Genomic DNA, 17,961 nt, shown 5'->3' on the forward strand with positions numbered 1-17,961 from the left:
GAGGGGATCGGATGACCGTCGAGCAGCGGAGCTTCGAGCCCGGCACCGACGTGCTCATCCGTAAGGTCGACAGTCACCTCGCCGCCGTCCGCGCCGGTCTTGACGGCCCGGAGCTGGAGTTGGCCGAGCGGCTGGCCGCGGCGCTGCGGGAGCTGGTCGTCTCCACCGCCCAGGCCAGCGCCGCCGACCGGGGCCAGGTGCGCGCCGCGGTGCACTACTTCGTGCTGCGCCGGGAGAGTCGGGGTCGGCTGCTGCCGGTGCGGTCGCTCGCCGCCGCCCAGCGGGTGGTCAACAAGGTGGTGCTCCAGCTCGACCGCCCCGACCTGCTGGTGGAGACCCGCCGGGAGCGCCCCGCCCGGGAGCCCGCCGTCCCCGCCACCGACATCACCGTCGGCTGACCGCGCCGCACCACGCCCTTCGGGCCCTGCACCGGGCAGTCCACAGGAGAACGGCAAGGCCGGCGAAGGGACGAATTCCCGCAAAACGGCCCGGCGGGCGGTCATCTGGCGTCTGATCGCACCTAGGTGCCGGCCCACCTCCGGCGCGCGCCGCTGCCACCTCGACCGGGAGTGCGGGTGCTCGTACTGCTGATCCTCCACCTCGTGGCGGCCCTCCTGGCGCCGCTGCTGGTCAGGCGGTGGGGTCCGCGTGCCTGCTACGCGCTGGCGCTGGCACCGGCCGCCGCCTTCGGCTGGGCGCTGGCCCGCACGCCGGCCGTCCGCGACGGCGGGGCGGTGGTGGAGACGTACCCGTGGATCCGGCAGCTCGGGCTCGACCTGGCGCTGCGGCTGACCACCCTGTCCTGGCTGATGACCCTGCTCGTCGGCGGCGTCGGCGCGCTGGTCCTCGTCTACAGCGCCCGCTACTTCGGCCCCGGGGCGGTCGGGATGGCCCGGTTCGCGGCCGTGCTGGTGGCCTTCGCCGGGGCGATGCTCGGGCTCGTCCTCGCCGACGACCTGCTGCTGCTCTACGTCTGCTGGGAGCTGACCACGATCTTCTCGTACCTGCTGATCGGGCACAGCACGGAACGGCGCGCCAGCCGCTGGGCGGCCGCCCAGGCGCTGACCGTGACCACCCTCGGCGGGCTGGCCATGCTGGTCGGGTTCATCATGCTCGGTCACCACGCCGGCGGCTACCGGTGGTCCGAGATCGCTGCCGGTCCGCTGCCCGGCGGGGCGTACCTGGTCACGGCGGTGCTGCTGATCCTGGCCGGGGCGCTGTCGAAGTCGGCGGTGCTGCCGTTCAGCTCCTGGCTGCCGGTGGCGATGGCGGCCCCCACGCCGGTCAGCGCGTACCTGCACGCCGCCGCGATGGTGAAGGCCGGCGTCTACCTGATCGGGCTGCTCGCCCCGGTGCTGGCGGACGTCGGCCCGTGGCGGCCGGTCGTGGTGGTCGCCGGCCTGGCGACCATGCTGGCGGGCGGCTGGGCGGCGCTGCGGCAGACCGACCTGAAGCTGCTGCTGGCGTACGGCACGGTCAGCCAGCTCGGCCTGCTCGCCGTGGTCGTCGGGGCGGGCACGCCGGACGCCGCGCTGGCCGGCGTGGCCATGCTGCTGGCCCACGCCCTGTTCAAGGCGGCGCTGTTCCTCGTCGTCGGGATCGTCGACCACGGCGCCGGCACCCGCGACCTGCGGGAACTGTCCGGGCTGGGCCGGCGGGCACCGCTGCTGGCCACCGTCGCGGTGCTCGCCGCCGCGTCGATGGCCGGCCTGCCGCCGCTGGTCGGCTTCGTCGCGAAGGAGGCCGTGCTGGCCGCCTTCACCGACCGGCCGGTGGTGCTCGCCGTGCTGGTGGCCGGGACCGTGCTCACCGTCGCCTACAGCGCCCGGTTCGTCTGGGGCGCGTTCGCCACCCGGCCCGGCGTGGAGCCCTCCGACCCGGGGCGGATCGCCGTGCCGATGCTCGCCCCGCCGGCCCTGCTGGCCGTCCTCGGGCTGGTCGCCGGCCCGGCCGCCGGGATCCTCGACGGCCTGCTCGCCCCGTACGCCGAACTCTTCGGCACGGTCGGCGGGCACCTGGCGCTGTGGCACGGCCTCAGCCCCGCGCTCGGCTTCTCCGCCCTCGCCGTGGCCGGCGGCGCGGCACTGCACGCGCTGCGCGGCCCCCTCGCCCCGGCGCTGGCCCGGCTGCACGTCCCGGTCAGCGGCAACCAGGGGTACGAGTGGGTCATCGGCCGGTTCGACCGGCTGGCCATCGAGGTCACCAGCGTCACCCAGCGGGGTTCGCTGCCGCAGTACCTCGGGATCATCCTGCTCGCCCTCACGGTGCTGCCCGGTGGGGCGATGCTGGCCACCCGGCCGTGGCGGGACCGGATCGACCTCTGGGACAGCCCGTTGCAGGTCGTGGTGGTGGCCGTGGTGACCGTGGCGGCGGTGCTCGGGGTGGGCGCCCGGCGGCGGCTGACGGCGATGCTGCTGGTGGGGATGACGGGCTACGGCAGCGCGATGCTCTTCGTGCTCTACGGCGCGCCGGACCTGGCGCTGACGCAGTTCCTCGTCGAGACGGTGACCATCGCGGTGTTCGTGCTGGTGCTGCGCCGGCTGCCCGAGCGGTTCTCGGCCCGCCCGCGCCGGCGCCGCTGGGTGCGCCGGACGATCGGGCTGGCGGCCGGCGTGGTGGCGGCCGGGCTGGCCCTGACCGCCGCGGCGGCCCGGAACGCGCCCACCATCTCCGACGCCTTTCCCGACCTCGCCGTCAGCCAGGGGTACGGCCGCAACGTGGTCAACGTGACCCTCGTCGACATCCGGGCCTGGGACACGATGGGGGAGCTGGCGGTGCTGGTGGTGGCCGCGACCGGCGTGGCCAGCCTGATCTTCCAGCGGTCCCGGACGGGGCCGCGTCCCCGCCGCCCCGAGCCGTCCGGGCCGGCGCGCCGGCCGGGCCGCCCGGTCTGGCTGCGCGGCGGCGCGACCCTGCAGGAGCGGCAGCGTTCCATCGTGCTGGAGGTGGTCACCCGGCTGATCTTCCACACCGTGGTGGTCTTCTCCCTGTTCCTGCTCTTCTCCGGCCACAACGCCCCGGGCGGCGGGTTCGCCGGCGGCCTGGTGGCGAGCCTGGCGCTGGCCGTGCGCTACCTGGCCGGCGGCCGCGACGAGCTGGCCGAGGCCGCGCCGGTCGGCGCCGGCACGGTGCTCGGCGCCGGCCTCCTCGTCTCGATCGGCACCGGGGTGATCGCGCTGCTCGGGGGCGGATCGGTGCTCGAGAGCGCCCGGATCGACCTGTGGCTGCCGCTGATCGGCGACTTCTACCTGGTCACGTCCCTCTTCTTCGATGTCGGGGTCTACCTCGTCGTGGTCGGGCTGGTGCTGGACATCCTGCGCAGTCTCGGCGCCGAGGTGGACCGGCACATCGAGGCGGCCAGCGGTTCCGGCGGCGGGCTGCGCGTCGACCGGGGCGGGGAGCGGACGTGAGACCGGGGGTGGAGGGGCCGACCCTGGTGCTGGTCGTCGCCGTCGGCGTGCTGGTCGGTTGCGGGGTCACCCTGCTGCTGGAGCGCAGCCTGACCCGGATCCTGCTCGGCGTCATCCTGCTCAGCAACGGGGTCAACGCGCTCATCCTGATGGGTGGGCGGGCCGGCGCGGCCCCGGTGGTCGGCGCCGCGCCCGCCGGCCGGCTGAGCGACGCGCTGCCGCAGGCCATGATCCTCACCGCGATCGTGATCACCTTCGGGCTGACCGCGTTCCTGCTGGCCGTGAGCTACCGCAGCTGGTACCTGACCGGCGACGACGAGGTCCCCGACGACATCGAGGACCGGCAGATCAGGCGGGCGGCGGAGCGCAACGAGGTGGCCACCGCCGACCTCGGCGGCGAGGGCCCGGACGCCGACCCCGAGCAGGTCGACCCCGAGCTGCCGCGCCGGCTCCGGCCCGGGGACGGTCCCGGATGACCGGGTACGCGGAACGGGCCGCCCCGTGAGCGCCCTCGTGCCGCTGCCGGTGGTGGTGCCGCTGCTGGGCGCGGCGCTGACCCTGCTGCTGGCCCGGTGGCCGGGGCTGCAACGGGTGGTCAGCGTGGCCTGCCTCGCCGGCACGCTGGTGGTGGCGGCGCTGCTGCTGGTGCAGGCGTACCGGCACGGGCCGGTGGTGGTGCAGGTCGGCGGGTGGCCGGCGCCGGTGGGCATCGTGCTGGTCGCCGACCAGTTGGCCGCGCTGATGCTGGTGGTCTCGTCGGCGGTGACGCTGTGCGTGCTGCTCTACTCCGTCGGGCAGGGCCAGGGGGACTTCGGCGAGACCGTTCCCGTGACCATCTACCACCCCACCTACCTGGTGCTGACCGCCGGCGTGACGAACGCGTTCCTCGCGGGCGACCTGTTCAACCTCTTCGTCGGGTTCGAGATCCTGCTGGCCGCGAGCTTCGTGCTGATCACCCTCGGCGGCACCGAGACGCGGATCCGCACCGGCTCGACGTACGTGGTGGTCAGCATCCTCTCCTCGATGCTGTTCCTCACCGCGGTGGGCCTCGTGTACGCGGCCACCGGCACGCTGAACATGGCCCAGCTCGCCCACCGGCTGGACGCACTGCCGGACGGCGTACGGCTCAGTCTGCAGCTGATGCTGCTGCTCGCCTTCGGGATCAAGGCGGCGGTCTTCCCGCTCTCGGCCTGGCTGCCGGACAGCTACCCGACCGCGCCGGCCCCGGTCACGGCGGTCTTCGCCGGCCTGCTCACCAAGGTCGGCGTCTACGCGATCATCCGGACCGAGACGCTGCTCTTCCCCGACGGCCAGGTGGCCGGGCTGCTGATGGTGGTGGCCGGGCTGACCATGGTGGTCGGCATCCTCGGCGCGGTGGCCCAGTCCGACATGAAGCGGCTCTTCTCGTTCACCCTGGTCAGCCACATCGGCTACATGATCTTCGGGGTGGCGCTGAGCACCGTGGCCGGACTGTCCGGCGCGATCTTCTACGTGGTGCACCACATCACCATCCAGACCACGCTGTTCCTGGTCGCCGGGCTGGTCGAGGAGCGGGCGGGCAGCACCGACCTGCGCCGCCTCGGCGGGCTGGCCCGGGTGGCGCCGCTGCTCGGGATGCTCTTCTTCGTGCCGGCCATGAACCTCGCCGGCGTGCCGCCGTTCTCCGGGTTCCTCGGCAAGCTCGGCCTGCTCCAGGCCGGGGTGGCGGCCGGCGGGCCGCTGCCCGGCGCGCTGGTCGCGGCCGGCGCCGTGACCAGCCTGCTCACCCTCTACGTGGCCTCGCGGGTGTGGAACATCGCCTTCTGGCGCGCCCCCCGGCTGGCCACCGCCGAGCCGGCGGTCCGGCTGCCCCGGCTGATGGTCGGCGCGACGGTCGCGCTGGTCGCGCTGGGGCTGGTGCTGACCGTCGTCGCCGGGCCGCTCTTCGACGTCACCGCCGACGCGGCCGTCGACCTGCGCCAGCGCACCCCGTACATCCGTTCCGTGCTGCCCGGCGGCGCCCCGTGAACCCGGAGTCCGGCGCGCCGCCGCGGGAGCGGGCGGCGCGGTGGCGGGACCAGCTGATCGCCCTCGGCTGGCTGGTGCTGGTCTGGAGCCTGCTCTGGGGCGCGTTCTCCTGGGGCAACCTGGTCGGCGGGGTGCTGGTGGCCGGGGCCGTGCTGCTGTTCTTCCCGCTGCCGCCGGTCACCTTCGGCGGGCGGCTGCGCCCCGGGCCGCTGCTGGTCTTCCTGGTGCGTTTCGTCGGCGAGCTGGTCAGCGCCAGCCTGCACGTCGCCCGGATCGCGGTGCAGCCGGGCTACCGGCCGCGGGGCGCGATCATCGCGGTCCGGCTGCGCGTGCGTACCGACCTGAATCTGGCGCTCACCGCCGAGGTGGTCTCGTTGGTGCCGGGCACCCTGATTATCGAGGTGGACCGGGACGCCGGGGTCCTCTACGTGCACGTGCTCGACGTCCACGGCCCGCAGGACCTGACCGACAGCCGGGAGCGGATCCTCGCCGTCGAGCGGCGGATCGTCCGGGCGGTCGGCTCCGCCGCGGAGCTGCGCCAGGTGGCCACCGATCCCGTCGAGAGGGGTCCCGAACCGTGACCGCGTTCCTCGTCGTCGTCCTCACCGTCCTGTTCTCGGTGACCGCGCTGCTCGCGCTGGCCCGGCTCTACCGGGGGCCGTCCCTGATCGACCGCGTGGTCGCCGCCGACATGCTGCTCGCCACCATGGTCGGCGCCGTCGGCGCCGAGGCGGCGGTGAACCGCCATGCCACCACCCTGCCGGTGCTGGTGGTGCTCTCCCTGCTCGGCTTCGTCGGCTCGGTGTCGCTGGTCCGCTTCGCCGCCCGCGAGAAGGAGGAGGGGTGATGGTCGGCACCGTCGCCGACTGGGTCGGCGCCGGCTGCCTGGTGGCCGGCGCGCTGCTGAGTCTCGCCGCCGGCATCGGGGTGCTGCGCTTCCCGGCCACGCTGGACCGGATGCACGCGGCCACCAAGCCACAGGTGCTCGGGGTGCTGCTCCTGCTGCTCGGCGTGGCCCTGCGGCTGCGCGCCCCGGCCGACCTGGGCATGTTGGCCCTGGTCGGGATCTTCCAGCTGGCGACCGCTCCGGTGGCCGCGCAGATGATCGGCCGGGCCGCCTACCGCACCGGCCGGGTGGACCCCGACCTCCTCGACGCCGACGAGCTCGCCGACCGCTGACGTGCGCCGTCCGCACCGCCGGGTCCGCGGGCGTCCCAATTCGGGGAATGCGGCGATTCTGAGTCTTGCGTCTTGCCGGAGGACCGGTCCCGCTGCACGCTTCGCAGTGATGGCTATCGATCAATGGCCGTCCCCGGTGACCGCCCACCCGGCGGGAGCCGGACCCCGCCCCCCTCCGGAGGACCCATGAGACCTCGTACCCCCCGCTCCGCCTGGCTGGCCGCGGTGGCCGTGGCGGCGGCGGTCGTGACCGCCTCCTCGGCGACCGCCGCGCCCACCGGTGCGGCCGGCGCCGCCGCTCCGGCCGCTCCGGCCGCCCCCGCTGGCGGGCCGGCGGCGCTGGCCGCGCCCGACGTCCCGCTGGCCAACGTGAAGGCACACCTGTCCCAGTTCCAGTCCATCGCCACCGCCAACGGCGGCAACCGGGCGCACGGCCGCCCCGGCTACCTCGCCTCCGTCAACTACGTCAAGGGCCAGCTCGACGCGGCCGGGTTCAGCACCGTGGTGCAGTCGTTCACCTACAACGGCGCCACCGGCTACAACCTGATCGCCGACTGGCCCGGCGGCGACCCGAACCAGGTGGTGATGACCGGGGCGCACCTGGACGGCGTCACCGCGGGCCCGGGCATCAACGACAACGGCTCCGGCTCGGCGGCGATCCTGGAGACCGCCCTCGCGGTGGCCCGCAGCGGCTTCGCCCCCACGAAGCACCTTCGCTTCGGTTGGTGGGGCGCCGAGGAACTGGGGCTGCGCGGCTCGCAGTACTACGTGAACAACCTGCCGTCGACCGAGCGCACCAGGATCAAGCAGTACCTCAACTTCGACATGGTCGGCTCGCCCAACGCCGGCTACTTCGTCTACGACGGTGACAACTCCGACGGGGTGGGCTCCGGGCCGGGCCCGGCCGGCTCGGCGCAGATCGAGCAGACCATCCAGGCGTACTTCACCTCGATCGGTGTGCCCACCCGGGGCACCGACTTCGACGGCCGCAGCGACTACGGGCCGTTCATCAGCGTCGGCATCCCGGCCGGCGGCACCTTCACCGGGGCGGAAGGGATCAAGTCCAGCACCCACGCCTCGCTCTGGGGCGGCACGGCCGGCCAGGCGTTCGACCCGTGCTACCACCGCTCCTGCGACACCACCGCCAACATCAACGACACCGCGCTGGACCGCAACGCCGACGCGATCGCGTACACGGTGTGGGCGCTGGCCGGGGCCGGGGCCCCGCCGGGCAGCACGGTCTGGAGCGACACCTTCGAGACCGCGACCGGTTGGACCGCGAACCCGGCCGGCACCGACACCGCCACCCTCGGCCGGTGGGAGCGCGGCGACCCAGCGGCCACCAGCTCCGGCGTGGCCACTCAGCTCGGCACGACCGTCAGCGGCAGCTACGACCTGGTCACCGGGCCGCTCGCCGGCAGCAGCGCCGGGGCGTACGACCTCGACGGCGGGGTGAGCACCATCCAGTCGCCGGCGATCACGCTGCCGTCGACCGGCACGCTGACCCTCTCGTTCTCCTGGTACCTGGCCCACCTGAACAACGCCAGCAGCGCCGACTACCTGCGCGTACGGGTGGTGGGCAGCGGCACCGTCACGGCGCTGAACGCGACCGGGGCCGCGACCGACCGGGCGGCGGCCTGGCAGAGCGCCGGCGTCGACGTCTCGGCCCTGCGGGGACAGACCGTGCGGATCGTCGTCGACGCGGCCGACGCGAGCGGCGCCAGCCTCGTCGAGGCGGCCGTGGACGACGTGCGGATCACCCAGAGCTGAGCCGCCACGGCCCCTGACCGCGCCAGGTGGCGGCCCCTGCCCACGCCGGGTGACGGCCCCCTGTCCACGCCGGGTAACCGGACGACAGGGGGCCTTCGACGCACCTTCAGCGGGCGTACAGCCGGCGCGGATAAAATGGCCGCATGATCGACTCCTCTGCCCAGGAGGGCAGCAGTAGCCAGCCGGGTCCTGCCCGGCGTATCCCGACCCCGACGTCCCCGGGAGCCCTGAGCGACCCGTGTTGATCGTCGTTGGTCTCCTCTTCATCATCGTGCTCACCGCCGCCACCGGTTACTTCGTGGCCCAGGAGTTCGGTTACGTCGCCGTCGACCGGGGCAGGCTCAAGCAGCTCGCCGACGACGGCGACAAGGCCGCTGCCCGGGCCCTGGAGGTGACCGGACGGCTGTCGTTCATGCTCTCCGGCGCGCAGCTCGGCATCACCGTCACCGCCCTGCTGGTCGGTTACGTCGCCGAGCCGTTCCTCGGCGCCGGGCTGGCCGAACTCCTCGGCGTGGCCGGCGTCTCCACGGCGGTCAGCCTGCCGCTCTCGGTCGCCCTGGCCCTGGTCATCGCGACCGTGGTGCAGATGGTCCTGGGCGAGCTGGCCCCGAAGAACCTCGCCATCGCCCGGGCCGAACCCCTGGCCAAGGCCCTGAGCCGCTCCACCCTGGTGTACCTCAAGGTGGCCGGTCCGCTGATCAAGCTCTTCGACCGCGCCGCGGTGCGGCTGCTCCGCCGCGTCGGCATCGAGCCGATCGAGGAACTGCCCAGCGGCGCCACCCCGGAGGACCTGGAGCAGATCATCGCCGAGTCCCGCCAGGAGGGGCACCTGACCGCCGAGATGTCCACGCTGCTCGACCGGGGGCTCGACTTCCGCGAGCTGACCGCGGGCGAGGCCATGGTGCCCCGCGTCGACGTGCACACCGTACGCGCGCACGAGCCGGTCAGCCGGGTGGTGGAGCTGCTGGACACCGGCAAGTCCCGCTTCCCCGTGCGCGGCGCGGAGGGCGTCGACGACCTGATCGGCGTCATCGGCATCGCCGACGTGCTCGGGGTGCCCCCCGAGCGGCGCGCGACCACCCCGGTCAGCGCGGTCGCCGGCCCGCCGCTGCTGGTGCCGGAGACGCTGCCGCTGCCGACCGTGCTGGACCGGCTCCGCTCCGGCCACCGGCAGCTCGCCTGCGTGGTCGACGAGTACGGCGGCTTCGCCGGCGTGATCACGCTGGAGGACATCGCCGAGGAGCTGGTCGGCCCGATCCGGGACGAGGACGACCCGCCCGAGCGGGCCCCGGCCCGGCAGGAGGACGGCTCCTGGGTGGTGCCCGCGCGCTGGCGCATCGACGAGGTCGCCGACAGCACCGGCATCGAGCTGCCCGAGGCCCCGGAGTACGACACCCTCTCCGGCCTGGTCATGCGGGAGCTGGGCCGGGTGCCCGAGGTCGGTGACCGGCTGGAGATCAGCCTGCCCGCCGACGGCGAGGACGGCGCGGTCGAGCCGCGCGCCCTGGTCGAGGTGCTGGCCGTCGACCGGCACGTGGCCGACTCGGTCCGGCTGCGGCTCGCCGAGTCCGGGGAGGTGTCCGAGTGAGTCCGGGCATCGCGCTGTTCACGTCGGTGATCCTGCTGGCGCTGAACGGCTTCTTCGTGGCCGCCGAGTTCGCCCTGGTGGCCAGCAAGCGCTACCGCCTGGAGCAGGCGGCGGCCGGTGGCGGCCGGGCCGCCCGGGCCGCCCTGGAGGGCGTACGCGAGCTGTCGCTGATGCTCGCCGGCGCGCAGCTCGGCATCACGCTGTGCACCCTGGGGCTCGGTGCGCTCGCCGAGCCGGCGATCGAGCACCTGCTGAGCCCGCTGCTGCACGCGGTCGGGCTGCCGGACGCCGCGAGCCACGCGGTCGCGCTGGTCTTCGCCCTCAGCCTGGTCACCTTCCTGCATCTGGTGGTCGGCGAGATGGCGCCGAAATCCTGGGCCATCACCGACGCCGAGCGCTCGGCGATGCTGCTGGCGTTGCCGTTCCGTGCCTTCGCGCGGGTCGCCCGGCCGGTGCTGTCGGTGATGAACGCCCTGGCCAACGCGATGCTGCGGCTCGCCAAGGTCAACCCGCAGGACCAGCTCGCCCAGGTGCACGGCCCCGACGAGCTGCGCATCCTGCTGGAGCAGTCCCGCGAGCACGGGCTGCTCGGCGTCGAGCAGCACCAGTTGCTGACCAGCATGCTGGAATTGCAGGGCACCACGGTGGCCCAGGTGATGGAGCCGTTCCACCAGATGGTGACGGTCCGCCGGGACGAGGACGCCGCCCGGATCGAGCAGGTCAGCCGCGACAGCGGCCGGTCGCGGCTGGCCGTGCTGGACGCGAACGGCGACGTCTGCGGCCTCGTCCACGTCCGGGAGGCGGTGCGGGCCACCACCACGGGCCGCAGGGCCACCGCCGGCGACCTGATGACCAGCGCGTTCACCCTGCCCGCCGCGGCCACGGTGACCGACGCGGTGGCGGCGATGCGGGCCCGGCAGTCCCAGCTCGCGCTCGTGCGCAACGGCGGCGGCCCGACCCGGCCGATCGGGTTCGTCGCGCTGGAGGACCTTCTGGAGGAGGTCATCGGCGAGTTCGACGACGAGACCGACCCGGTGCCGCGCGGCCGACGGATGAGGTGAGACCCGCGGGCCGCCCCCGGGTGAGGCGCGGGGGCGGCCCGGCGTGGTCCGGCCGTCGGGATCGTGCGGTCTTCGGCGAAGACCGCACGGACGCCCGCCAGGTCCGCGAGGCTGGAGGAACCGGGCCGGGTTGGCGCGGGGCCGGCGCCGGGTGGCACACCGACCGATACCGGCTGGCGCACCGGCCGGCAATTGGGTGGTGCACGGGCCCGGGCCGGGGTGGTGCACGGGCCGGTGCCGGGTGGCAACCGACCGATACCGGGTGGCGCACGGGATGCGTGGGGCGACCCGCGCGCCCGATCGCGGCGAGGCCGGTCCCGGCGGGTCCGCCGGGCGCGGGATGCGGACGGGGGAGTGCGGGTGCGGTTGACCGGGGTGTCGCCGGAGTCCGGGTGGACCGGGCTCTCCGTCCGCACCGCCCTGGCCAATCCGAGCACCCGCCCCGGGCTGCGGCTGCCCGGGCGGGTCACGGTCATCGCCGGCTCGACCGACGTGCCGGTGCTGCACGTCCGGCTCGGCCTGGTCACCACGGCGGAGCCGGACGACCCGGAGGCGCCCCGCCGCCTGGTGCAGTTCCACCAGGCGACCGCCGCCGACGGCTTCGTGCTGCGGGCCGGGCGGGGCCGCACGATCCCGTTCGAGTTCCCGCTGCCCTGGGAGACCCCGGTGACCATCTTCGGCGGGGTGCCCCTGCTCAGCCTGCGGATGGGGCTGCGCACCGAGGTGGCGGTCGAGCCGCAGCTCGACCAGGGCGCGATGGTGCCGGTTTTCGTGCACCCGCTGCCCACCCAGGCGCACATCCTGGCCGCCCTCGACACGCTGGGCTTCAGCATGCGCCAGGCCGGCCTGGTCGACGCCCGGCTGCCGGGGGTGGAACAGACCCTGCCGCTGCACCAGCGGCTGGGATTCTGGGTGGCGCCGCTCTATGCCGGGCCGATCACCGAGCTGGAGCTGATCTTCATCGCCAACCCGGCCGGCCTGGAGGTCATCTTCTGGCTGGACCGGCGGCTGGCCTTGGCCGGGATCACCCACCAGAGCATCAGTCGCTTCCGGATCTGGCACGTCGGCGCCGACCGGCGGGACTGGGTGGCGACGGTGGACGGCTGGCTGCGCGCGGCGATCAACCGGCACGCCGCGGCCGCCGCGCACGCCGACTGGTCCGCGACCATCGCGGAGTCGGCGCACGTCAGCCGCCCGCCGGACGAGCCCACCCGCCCCGGCTTCGGCCTGGGCGGCACCGCCGGCGGAGCCGGCGTCGGCGGCGACGGCACCTGACCACCCGCCCCCACCCCGCCCTCGTTCCCGCCGATCTTGCGCTTTGTGCCCCGGCACGTCGGACCTACCGCCCATGACGGGGGCCGAACGTGCAAGATCGCGGGGAGGGCCGGGAGGGGTAGGGGGAAGGTCAGACGGTGGCGGTGGCGAGTTTCAGGCTGAAGCCGAGGAAGAGGGCGGCGACGCCGGTGGTGGCGCCGGCGGCGAGGCGGCGGCGCTGGCGGAACTGGGCCGCCAGGAACGTCCCGGCGAAGATCAGCGCGGTCAGGTAGAGCGCGCTGGTGACCTGGGCGATCAGCCCGAGCAGGAGGAACGACAGCGCCGGCCACGCGTAGCCCGGGTCGACGAACTGGATGAAGAACGAGACGAAGAACAGGATCGCCTTCGGGTTGAGCAGGCTGACCACGAGCGCCTTGCGGAACGGGCTGCGCATCGCCACCGGCTCCGCGGCGTCGATCAGCCGCGGCGTGGCCGGGTCGTTGCGGTCGCGCCAGCGCCGCCACGCGCCGCGCAGCATCGTCAACCCCACGTAGCCGAGGTACGCGGCGCCGGCGTACTTGATCACCAGGAAGAGCGGCGGGTACGCCTTGAGCAGCGAGGCCACCCCGGCGGCGGAGAGGAACATCAGCACCCCGTCGCCGACGAAGACCCCGCCGGCGGCCCGGTAGCCGGCGGCCACACCGCGCTGCGCGGCGGTGGAGAGCACGAAGAGGGAGTTGGGCCCGGGCAGCAGAACGATCGCCACGGTGCCCAGCACGTACGTCCAGATGTCGGTGATGCCCAGCACGCCCGACATCATCAGGCCACGGGTGCCGTCCGGCGAAGCCTTTCCCGCAGCGCGACCTGTGCGTTTGGCCACTCGTCGACGGTCATCGAATACTGCACGGTGTCCCGCCACGAGCCGTCCGGGCGGAGCTTGTGCATCCGCAGCACCCCCTCGCGGGACGCGCCGAGGCGCTCGATCGCCCGCTGGGAGCGCTCGTTGCGGATGTCGGTGTGCCAGACCACCCGCACCGCGCCCAACTCCTCGAAGGCGCGGGTGAGCAGCAGCAGCTTCGCCTCGGTGTTGATCCCCGTACGCCACCACGGCCGGCCCAGGAAGGTGTAGCCGATCGCCACCGACCGGCGCTCCGGGTCCACCTCGTAGTAGGAGGTGGTGCCGACCACCGCGCCGGTGACGGCGCAGCGCTGCACCCACGGCACCCGCTCGCCCCGGCGGTGGGCGGCCAGCGCGGCGGCGACCACCTCGGCGGTGCCGGCGGGGTCGGCCGGCAGCGGGCTGCCCAGGTGCTGCCAGACCTCCGGATCGGCGGTCGCCGCGTGCAGCTCGTCGGCGTGCGCGAGGTCGAGGGGCTCCAGCACCACGTGTTCCCCGCGCAGCACTGCCGGTTCCCGCCACGGCGTGGAGGCCGGCCGCAGGTACGCCGGCACCGGCGCGGTCACCCCGGCGTCCGGCTCGGGCAGCCCGGCGGTGAGCCGCAGCGGCACCACCCCGGCCCAGTGCGGCAGGGCGAGGTCGGCCTCGTCGTCGCGTACCCCGCCGGTGCGGGCGCGGACGGAGACCTCCCGCAGCGGCAGGGCCAGCACGGCCGTCTCGGCCAGCTCCCGGCGCGACGGCGGTCGGCTGTCGGCGCTGCGCCCGGTGCCGACCTTCTCCACCAGCGCGGTGAGCACCCGCGCCTTCTCCCGCTCGTCGGTGACCAGGTGCGCGGTGCCGTGCGCGACGACCGACCGGTAGTTGGCGCTGTGGTGGAACTGGGAGCGCCCGTAGACCAGGCCGTCGAGCAGGGTCACCGTGACGCAGACCGGCAGCCCGTCGGCCCGGGCGGCGAGCAGCGGCCGGCTGCCGGTGGAGCCGTGCAGGTAGAGGGTGTCGTCGATGCGGACGTGCAGGGTGGGCAGCACCCGGGGCTCACCGTCGACGGTGAACCCGAGCGCGCAGTGGTACGCCTCGTCGAGGACGGCGTGCGCGGCGGCGGCGTCGTAGCTCATCCGGTCCCGGGAGCGGCTGGCGGTGGTCCGGTCGGTGCGTGCGTACATGCTCCGCCTTTGTTCTAGTACAATCTCCGATTTGTGTCAGCACGCTATCAGGTCACCGGCGCGACGGCCGTCGAGATTTCGGCCAGCATCGAGTCGGGCATCCGTTCCGCCGCCCTCGCCCCCGGCGCCGCCCTGCCGGCGGTGCGCGCGCTCGCCGCCCAGCTCACGGTCAGCCCGGCCACCGTGGCCCGGGCCTATCAGGAGCTGCGCCAGCGGGGCCTGGTGGTCACCGCCGGCCGGCACGGCACCCGGGTCCGGCCCCGCCCTCCGGTGGCGGCCCGCCGCTCCGCGCTGCGCCCGCCACCCGCCCCCGGCCTGCGCGACCTCTCCCTGGGCGAGCCCGACCCGCGGCTGCTGCCGCCGCTGGGGGCGCACCTGGCCGGGCTCGCGGCCGACGCCGGGCCGCCCGTCGGTTACTCGGCCGCCGGGGTGCTGCCCGAACTGGCCGAGGCGGCCCGGGAGCGGCTGGCCGCCGACGGCGTGCCGGCGGCGGAGCTGACCCTCACCGGCGGCGCGCTGGACGGCATCGAGCGGCTGCTCGGCGCGCACCTGCGCCCCGGTGACGCGGTCGCCGTCGAGGACCCGGGCTGGGCCAACCTGCTCGACCTGGTCGCCGCGCTCGGGCTACGGCCGATCGGGGTGCCGGTCGACGACGACGGTCCGCTCGTCGAGGGCGTCCGGGCCGCGCTCGCCGCCGGGGCCCGGGCGCTGATCGTGACCAGCCGGGCGCAGAACCCCACCGGCGCGGCGGTCTCCGCCGGGCGGGCCGAGGAGCTGCGTACGCTGCTCGCCGGCCGGTCCGACCTGCTGCTGATCGAGGACGACCACGCCGCCGAGCTGGCCCGCGTACCGCTGCACCCGCTCGCCGGGGCGACCCCGACGTGGGCCTTCGTCCGCTCGGTGAGCAAGCCGTTCGGTCCCGACCTGCGGCTGGCCGTGCTGGTGGGGGACGAGACCACGGTGGCCCGGGTGGCCGGCCGGGCCCGGGTCGGCGCCGGCTGGGTCTCCACCGTGCTGCAACGGCTGGTCCTGTCGCTGTGGCGCGACCCGGCGGTGGCCGGGCTGGTGGACCGGGCCGCCGCCAGCTACGAGCGGCGGCGCGGGGCGCTGGTCGACGCGCTCGCCGGCCACGGCCTCGCCGCCCACGGGCGCAGCGGCATCAACGTGTGGCTGCCGGTGGCGGACGAGACCAGCGCGCTGACCGCACTGCGCGACGCCGGTTGGGCGGTCGCGCCCGGCGCGCTCTACCGGATCGCCGGCCCGCCGGGGCTGCGGATCACGGTCAGCTCGCTGGACGACGGCGAGGTGGCACCGCTCGCCGCCGCCGCCGCCCGCGCCGTCCGGCCTGCCGTGTCACCCGGTTTCACCGCATGACCCCGCGCACCCGGGCCGGCGACGTGCCAATGTGCCGGGCGCGGGCGTGACCGGACGCCGGGTGGGTAAGCGCGGTGCCGGAGGTGGACGACCATGGCTTCGTCGGGATCGAGGAGGGGCGTCTGGATCGCCGTCGTGGTGGCGGTGATCGTGCTCGTGATCGTGGTGATCGCGCTGGCGTCCGGCGGCGGCGACGGCGGCGGCGGATACTGACGGCCCGGCCGCCGGTGGGACGTCGTGCGGAGGCAGGGCGGACCGGCATCGCGGCCCGAACGGGTATATAACAGTCGACATGGCCGAGCAGACCGAGACCGCACCGGGCGCGCAGAAGTTCATCCCGCCGCAGGCCGACACCCTCGACGACCTGCGCGCCGCCGCCGCCGGCTGCCGGGGCTGCGAGCTGTACCGGGACGCGTCGCAGACCGTGTTCGGTCGCGGCGACGCCGGCGCGCGGGTGGTCTTCGTCGGCGAGCAGCCCGGTGACATGGAGGACCAGAAGGGGCTGCCGTTCGTCGGCCCCGCCGGTCGGCTGCTCCGTAAGGCGGTCGACGACGCCGGGCTCGACCCCGGGCACATCTACCTCACGAACGCCGTGAAGCACTTCAGGTTCGAGCTGCGCGGCAAACGGCGCATCCACCAGACCCCGGACCGGGTGCACGTCACCGCCTGCCGGCCCTGGCTGGTGGCCGAGTTCGCCCAGTTGCGCCCGGAGATCGTGGTGGTGCTCGGCGCGACCGCGGCCAAGGCGCTGCTCGGCCCCACGTTCCGGGTCACCCGACAGCGCGGCGAGCTGATGCCCTGGCCGGCGTCGGCCCAGCACCCGGAGGACTTCCAGCGGGTGCCGGTGGACGCGAAGGGCACCGTCGCCGACGCCCCGCCGGCCCGGCTGCTGGCCACCATCCACCCGTCCGCCGTGCTCCGCGCCGACAACCAGGACGTGGCGTACGAGGGGCTGGTCGCCGACCTCGCCGTGGCCGCCCGCGCCCTCGCCGGCTGAGCCGGCACCGAGCCACCCGTCGGCCCCTGGGCAGGGCGGGTGCGCGGTGCCACACTGGCGGCCATGGAGCAGCATCTCTACGAGCGCGACCACGAGGACTTCCGCGAGCTGTGCCGCGAGTTCCTGGACCGGGAGGCCGTGCCCCACCACGAGCGTTGGGAGGCCGCCGGGATCGTCGACCGCGAGGTGTGGCGCCGGGCCGGAGCGGCCGGCCTGCTGGGCACGGACGTCGACCCGGAGTACGGCGGGGGCGGGCAGCGGGACTTCCGGTTCAACGCGGTGCTGGCCGAGGAGATCGTCGCCGCCGGCTGCACCGGCCTCGGCTTCGGGCTGCACAACGACGTGGTGGCGCCGTACCTGACCGAGCTGACCACGGAGGACCAGCGCAAGCGCTGGCTGCCCGGGTTCTGCTCCGGCGACCTCGTCACGGCGATCGCGATGAGCGAGCCCGGCGCCGGCTCCGACCTCGCCGGAATCCGCACGAGCGCCGTCCGCGACGGCGACAGCTGGGTGCTCAACGGTCAGAAGACCTTCATCACCAACGGCGAGATGGCCGACCTGGTGGTCGTGGTCGTCCGCACCGCGCCGGACCAGGGCGCGCACGGGGTGAGCCTGGTCGCCGTGGAGGACGGCACCCCCGGCTTCTCCCGGGGCCGACGGCTGGCCAAGGTCGGGCTGAAGGCCAACGACACCGCCGAGCTGTTCTTCGAGGACTGCCGGGTGCCGGCGGAGAACCTGATCGGCACCGAGAACCACGGCTTCTACCACCTGATGGCCAACCTGCCCCGGGAGCGGCTCAGCATCGCGGTCGCCGCGGTGGCCGCCGCCGAGCGGCTGCTCGCCGTCACCCTCGACTACGCCCGCTCCCGGCAGGCGTTCGGCCGGCCGATCGGCGCGTTCCAGCACAACCGCTTCCTCCTGGCCGAGCTGGACACCGAGGTCACCATCGCGCGCACCTTCGTCAACCACTGCGTCGCGGAGTACAACGCCGGCCGGCTCACGGTCACCGACGCGGCCAAGGCGAAGTGGTGGACCACCGAGTTGCAGAACAGGGTCGCCGACCGCTGCGTGCAACTGCACGGCGGCTACGGCTACATGCTGGAGTACCCGGTGGCGAAGGCATGGCTGGACGGGCGGGTGCAGACGATCTACGGCGGCACCACCGAGATCATGAAGGAGATCATCGGCCGCGGCCTGGGCCTGTAGCGCAACCGGGGGAGGGGCGCAGCCGGGACGGCGACCGGTTGCGGGGCGGCGCGC

At 74.6% G+C, this 17,961-nt stretch carries 16 protein-coding genes; 14 read left to right on the plus strand and 2 right to left on the minus strand.

The window, feature by feature from the left end; all coding sequences use genetic code 11:
• Window positions 1-11: 11 nt before the first annotated feature.
• From ABT006_RS10770 to ABT006_RS10820, 11 genes are all read left to right on the plus strand, one after another.
• Window positions 12-398: a hypothetical protein gene (locus ABT006_RS10770; protein WP_350705062.1), complete on the plus strand. Its 387-nt coding sequence runs from the start codon at window positions 12-14 to the stop codon at window positions 396-398.
• A 177-nt stretch (window positions 399-575) separates the two neighbouring features.
• Window positions 576-3,410 carry a Na+/H+ antiporter subunit A gene (locus ABT006_RS10775; RefSeq protein WP_350705064.1) on the plus strand — a complete coding sequence of 945 codons (2,835 nt, stop codon included), beginning with the start codon at window positions 576-578 and terminating at the stop codon, window positions 3,408-3,410.
• A complete protein-coding gene (locus tag ABT006_RS10780) occupies window positions 3,407-3,886 on the plus strand; it encodes a Na(+)/H(+) antiporter subunit C (protein WP_350705066.1) in 480 nt (159 codons plus the stop codon). The genes ABT006_RS10775 and ABT006_RS10780 overlap by 4 nt, the downstream gene beginning before the upstream one ends.
• A gap of 25 nt (window positions 3,887-3,911) precedes the next feature.
• The gene (locus ABT006_RS10785) at window positions 3,912-5,417 is read left to right on the plus strand and encodes a Na+/H+ antiporter subunit D (protein WP_350705067.1); all 1,506 of its coding nucleotides are present in this window, start codon (window positions 3,912-3,914) and stop codon (window positions 5,415-5,417) included.
• Window positions 5,414-5,998, plus strand: a complete 585-nt coding sequence (locus tag ABT006_RS10790) for a Na+/H+ antiporter subunit E (protein ID WP_350705069.1) — start codon at window positions 5,414-5,416, stop codon at window positions 5,996-5,998. The genes ABT006_RS10785 and ABT006_RS10790 overlap by 4 nt, the downstream gene beginning before the upstream one ends.
• Window positions 5,995-6,264, plus strand: coding sequence for an MrpF/PhaF family protein (locus tag ABT006_RS10795; RefSeq protein WP_350705071.1), 270 nt, complete (start codon window positions 5,995-5,997; stop codon window positions 6,262-6,264). Before ABT006_RS10790 ends, ABT006_RS10795 begins: the two co-directional genes overlap by 4 nt.
• Entirely contained in the window at window positions 6,264-6,596 is a 333-nt protein-coding gene (gene mnhG / locus ABT006_RS10800; protein ID WP_350705144.1) for a monovalent cation/H(+) antiporter subunit G, read from the plus strand. The genes ABT006_RS10795 and mnhG overlap by 1 nt, the downstream gene beginning before the upstream one ends.
• Before the next feature lie 186 nt (window positions 6,597-6,782).
• Complete coding sequence (locus ABT006_RS10805) at window positions 6,783-8,366, plus strand: M20/M25/M40 family metallo-hydrolase (RefSeq protein WP_350705073.1); 1,584 nt, start codon at window positions 6,783-6,785, stop codon at window positions 8,364-8,366.
• A 238-nt stretch (window positions 8,367-8,604) separates the two neighbouring features.
• Complete coding sequence (locus ABT006_RS10810; protein ID WP_350705075.1) at window positions 8,605-9,954, plus strand: hemolysin family protein; 1,350 nt, start codon at window positions 8,605-8,607, stop codon at window positions 9,952-9,954.
• Window positions 9,951-11,015 carry a hemolysin family protein gene (locus tag ABT006_RS10815; RefSeq protein ID WP_350705077.1) on the plus strand — a complete coding sequence of 355 codons (1,065 nt, stop codon included), beginning with the start codon at window positions 9,951-9,953 and terminating at the stop codon, window positions 11,013-11,015. Before ABT006_RS10810 ends, ABT006_RS10815 begins: the two co-directional genes overlap by 4 nt.
• 360 nt (window positions 11,016-11,375) lie before the next feature.
• Complete coding sequence (locus ABT006_RS10820) at window positions 11,376-12,290, plus strand: sporulation protein (protein WP_350705079.1); 915 nt, start codon at window positions 11,376-11,378, stop codon at window positions 12,288-12,290.
• Between the two features lie 130 nt (window positions 12,291-12,420).
• Here the strand turns inward: ABT006_RS10820 and leuE are convergent, their stop codons facing one another.
• Complete coding sequence (leuE, locus tag ABT006_RS10825) at window positions 12,421-13,089, minus strand: leucine efflux protein LeuE (RefSeq protein ID WP_350705081.1); 669 nt, start codon at window positions 13,087-13,089, stop codon at window positions 12,421-12,423.
• Window positions 13,089-14,330, minus strand: coding sequence for a bifunctional pyridoxamine 5'-phosphate oxidase family protein/GNAT family N-acetyltransferase (locus ABT006_RS10830; RefSeq protein WP_350705083.1), 1,242 nt, complete (start codon window positions 14,328-14,330; stop codon window positions 13,089-13,091). Before ABT006_RS10830 ends, leuE begins: the two co-directional genes overlap by 1 nt.
• A gap of 33 nt (window positions 14,331-14,363) precedes the next feature.
• Here ABT006_RS10830 and ABT006_RS10835 point away from each other — a divergent pair, with 33 nt between their 5' ends.
• The 3 genes from ABT006_RS10835 to ABT006_RS10845 all read left to right on the plus strand — a co-directional run bounded on the left by ABT006_RS10835 (window position 14,364) and on the right by ABT006_RS10845 (window position 17,907).
• Window positions 14,364-15,704 (plus strand): aminotransferase class I/II-fold pyridoxal phosphate-dependent enzyme, encoded by a 1,341-nt coding sequence (locus ABT006_RS10835; protein ID WP_350705085.1) that lies wholly within the window; start codon window positions 14,364-14,366, stop codon window positions 15,702-15,704.
• A gap of 292 nt (window positions 15,705-15,996) precedes the next feature.
• Window positions 15,997-16,701, plus strand: coding sequence for a UdgX family uracil-DNA binding protein (locus tag ABT006_RS10840; protein WP_350705087.1), 705 nt, complete (start codon window positions 15,997-15,999; stop codon window positions 16,699-16,701).
• 63 nt (window positions 16,702-16,764) lie between these two features.
• Window positions 16,765-17,907 (plus strand): acyl-CoA dehydrogenase family protein, encoded by a 1,143-nt coding sequence (locus ABT006_RS10845; protein WP_350705089.1) that lies wholly within the window; start codon window positions 16,765-16,767, stop codon window positions 17,905-17,907.
• Window positions 17,908-17,961 lie beyond the last annotated feature (54 nt).

Source organism: Micromonospora sp. NPDC002717 (assembly GCF_040295705.1).
GTDB lineage: Bacteria > Actinomycetota > Actinomycetes > Mycobacteriales > Micromonosporaceae > Micromonospora.

What these genes read in the sequence shown, in the direction of transcription:
- mnhG (WP_350705144.1), top strand. Translation starts at nt 6,264, where the DNA reads ATGGTCGGCACCGTCGCCGACTGGGTCGGCGCCGGCTGCCTGGTGGCC.
- ABT006_RS10845 (WP_350705089.1), top strand. Translation starts at nt 16,765, where the DNA reads ATGGAGCAGCATCTCTACGAGCGCGACCACGAGGACTTCCGCGAGCTG.
- leuE (WP_350705081.1), bottom strand. Translation starts at nt 13,089, where the DNA reads ATGATGTCGGGCGTGCTGGGCATCACCGACATCTGGACGTACGTGCTG.
- ABT006_RS10840 (WP_350705087.1), top strand. Translation starts at nt 15,997, where the DNA reads ATGGCCGAGCAGACCGAGACCGCACCGGGCGCGCAGAAGTTCATCCCG.
- ABT006_RS10830 (WP_350705083.1), bottom strand. Translation starts at nt 14,330, where the DNA reads ATGTACGCACGCACCGACCGGACCACCGCCAGCCGCTCCCGGGACCGG.
- ABT006_RS10770 (WP_350705062.1), top strand. Translation starts at nt 12, where the DNA reads ATGACCGTCGAGCAGCGGAGCTTCGAGCCCGGCACCGACGTGCTCATC.
- ABT006_RS10805 (WP_350705073.1), top strand. Translation starts at nt 6,783, where the DNA reads ATGAGACCTCGTACCCCCCGCTCCGCCTGGCTGGCCGCGGTGGCCGTG.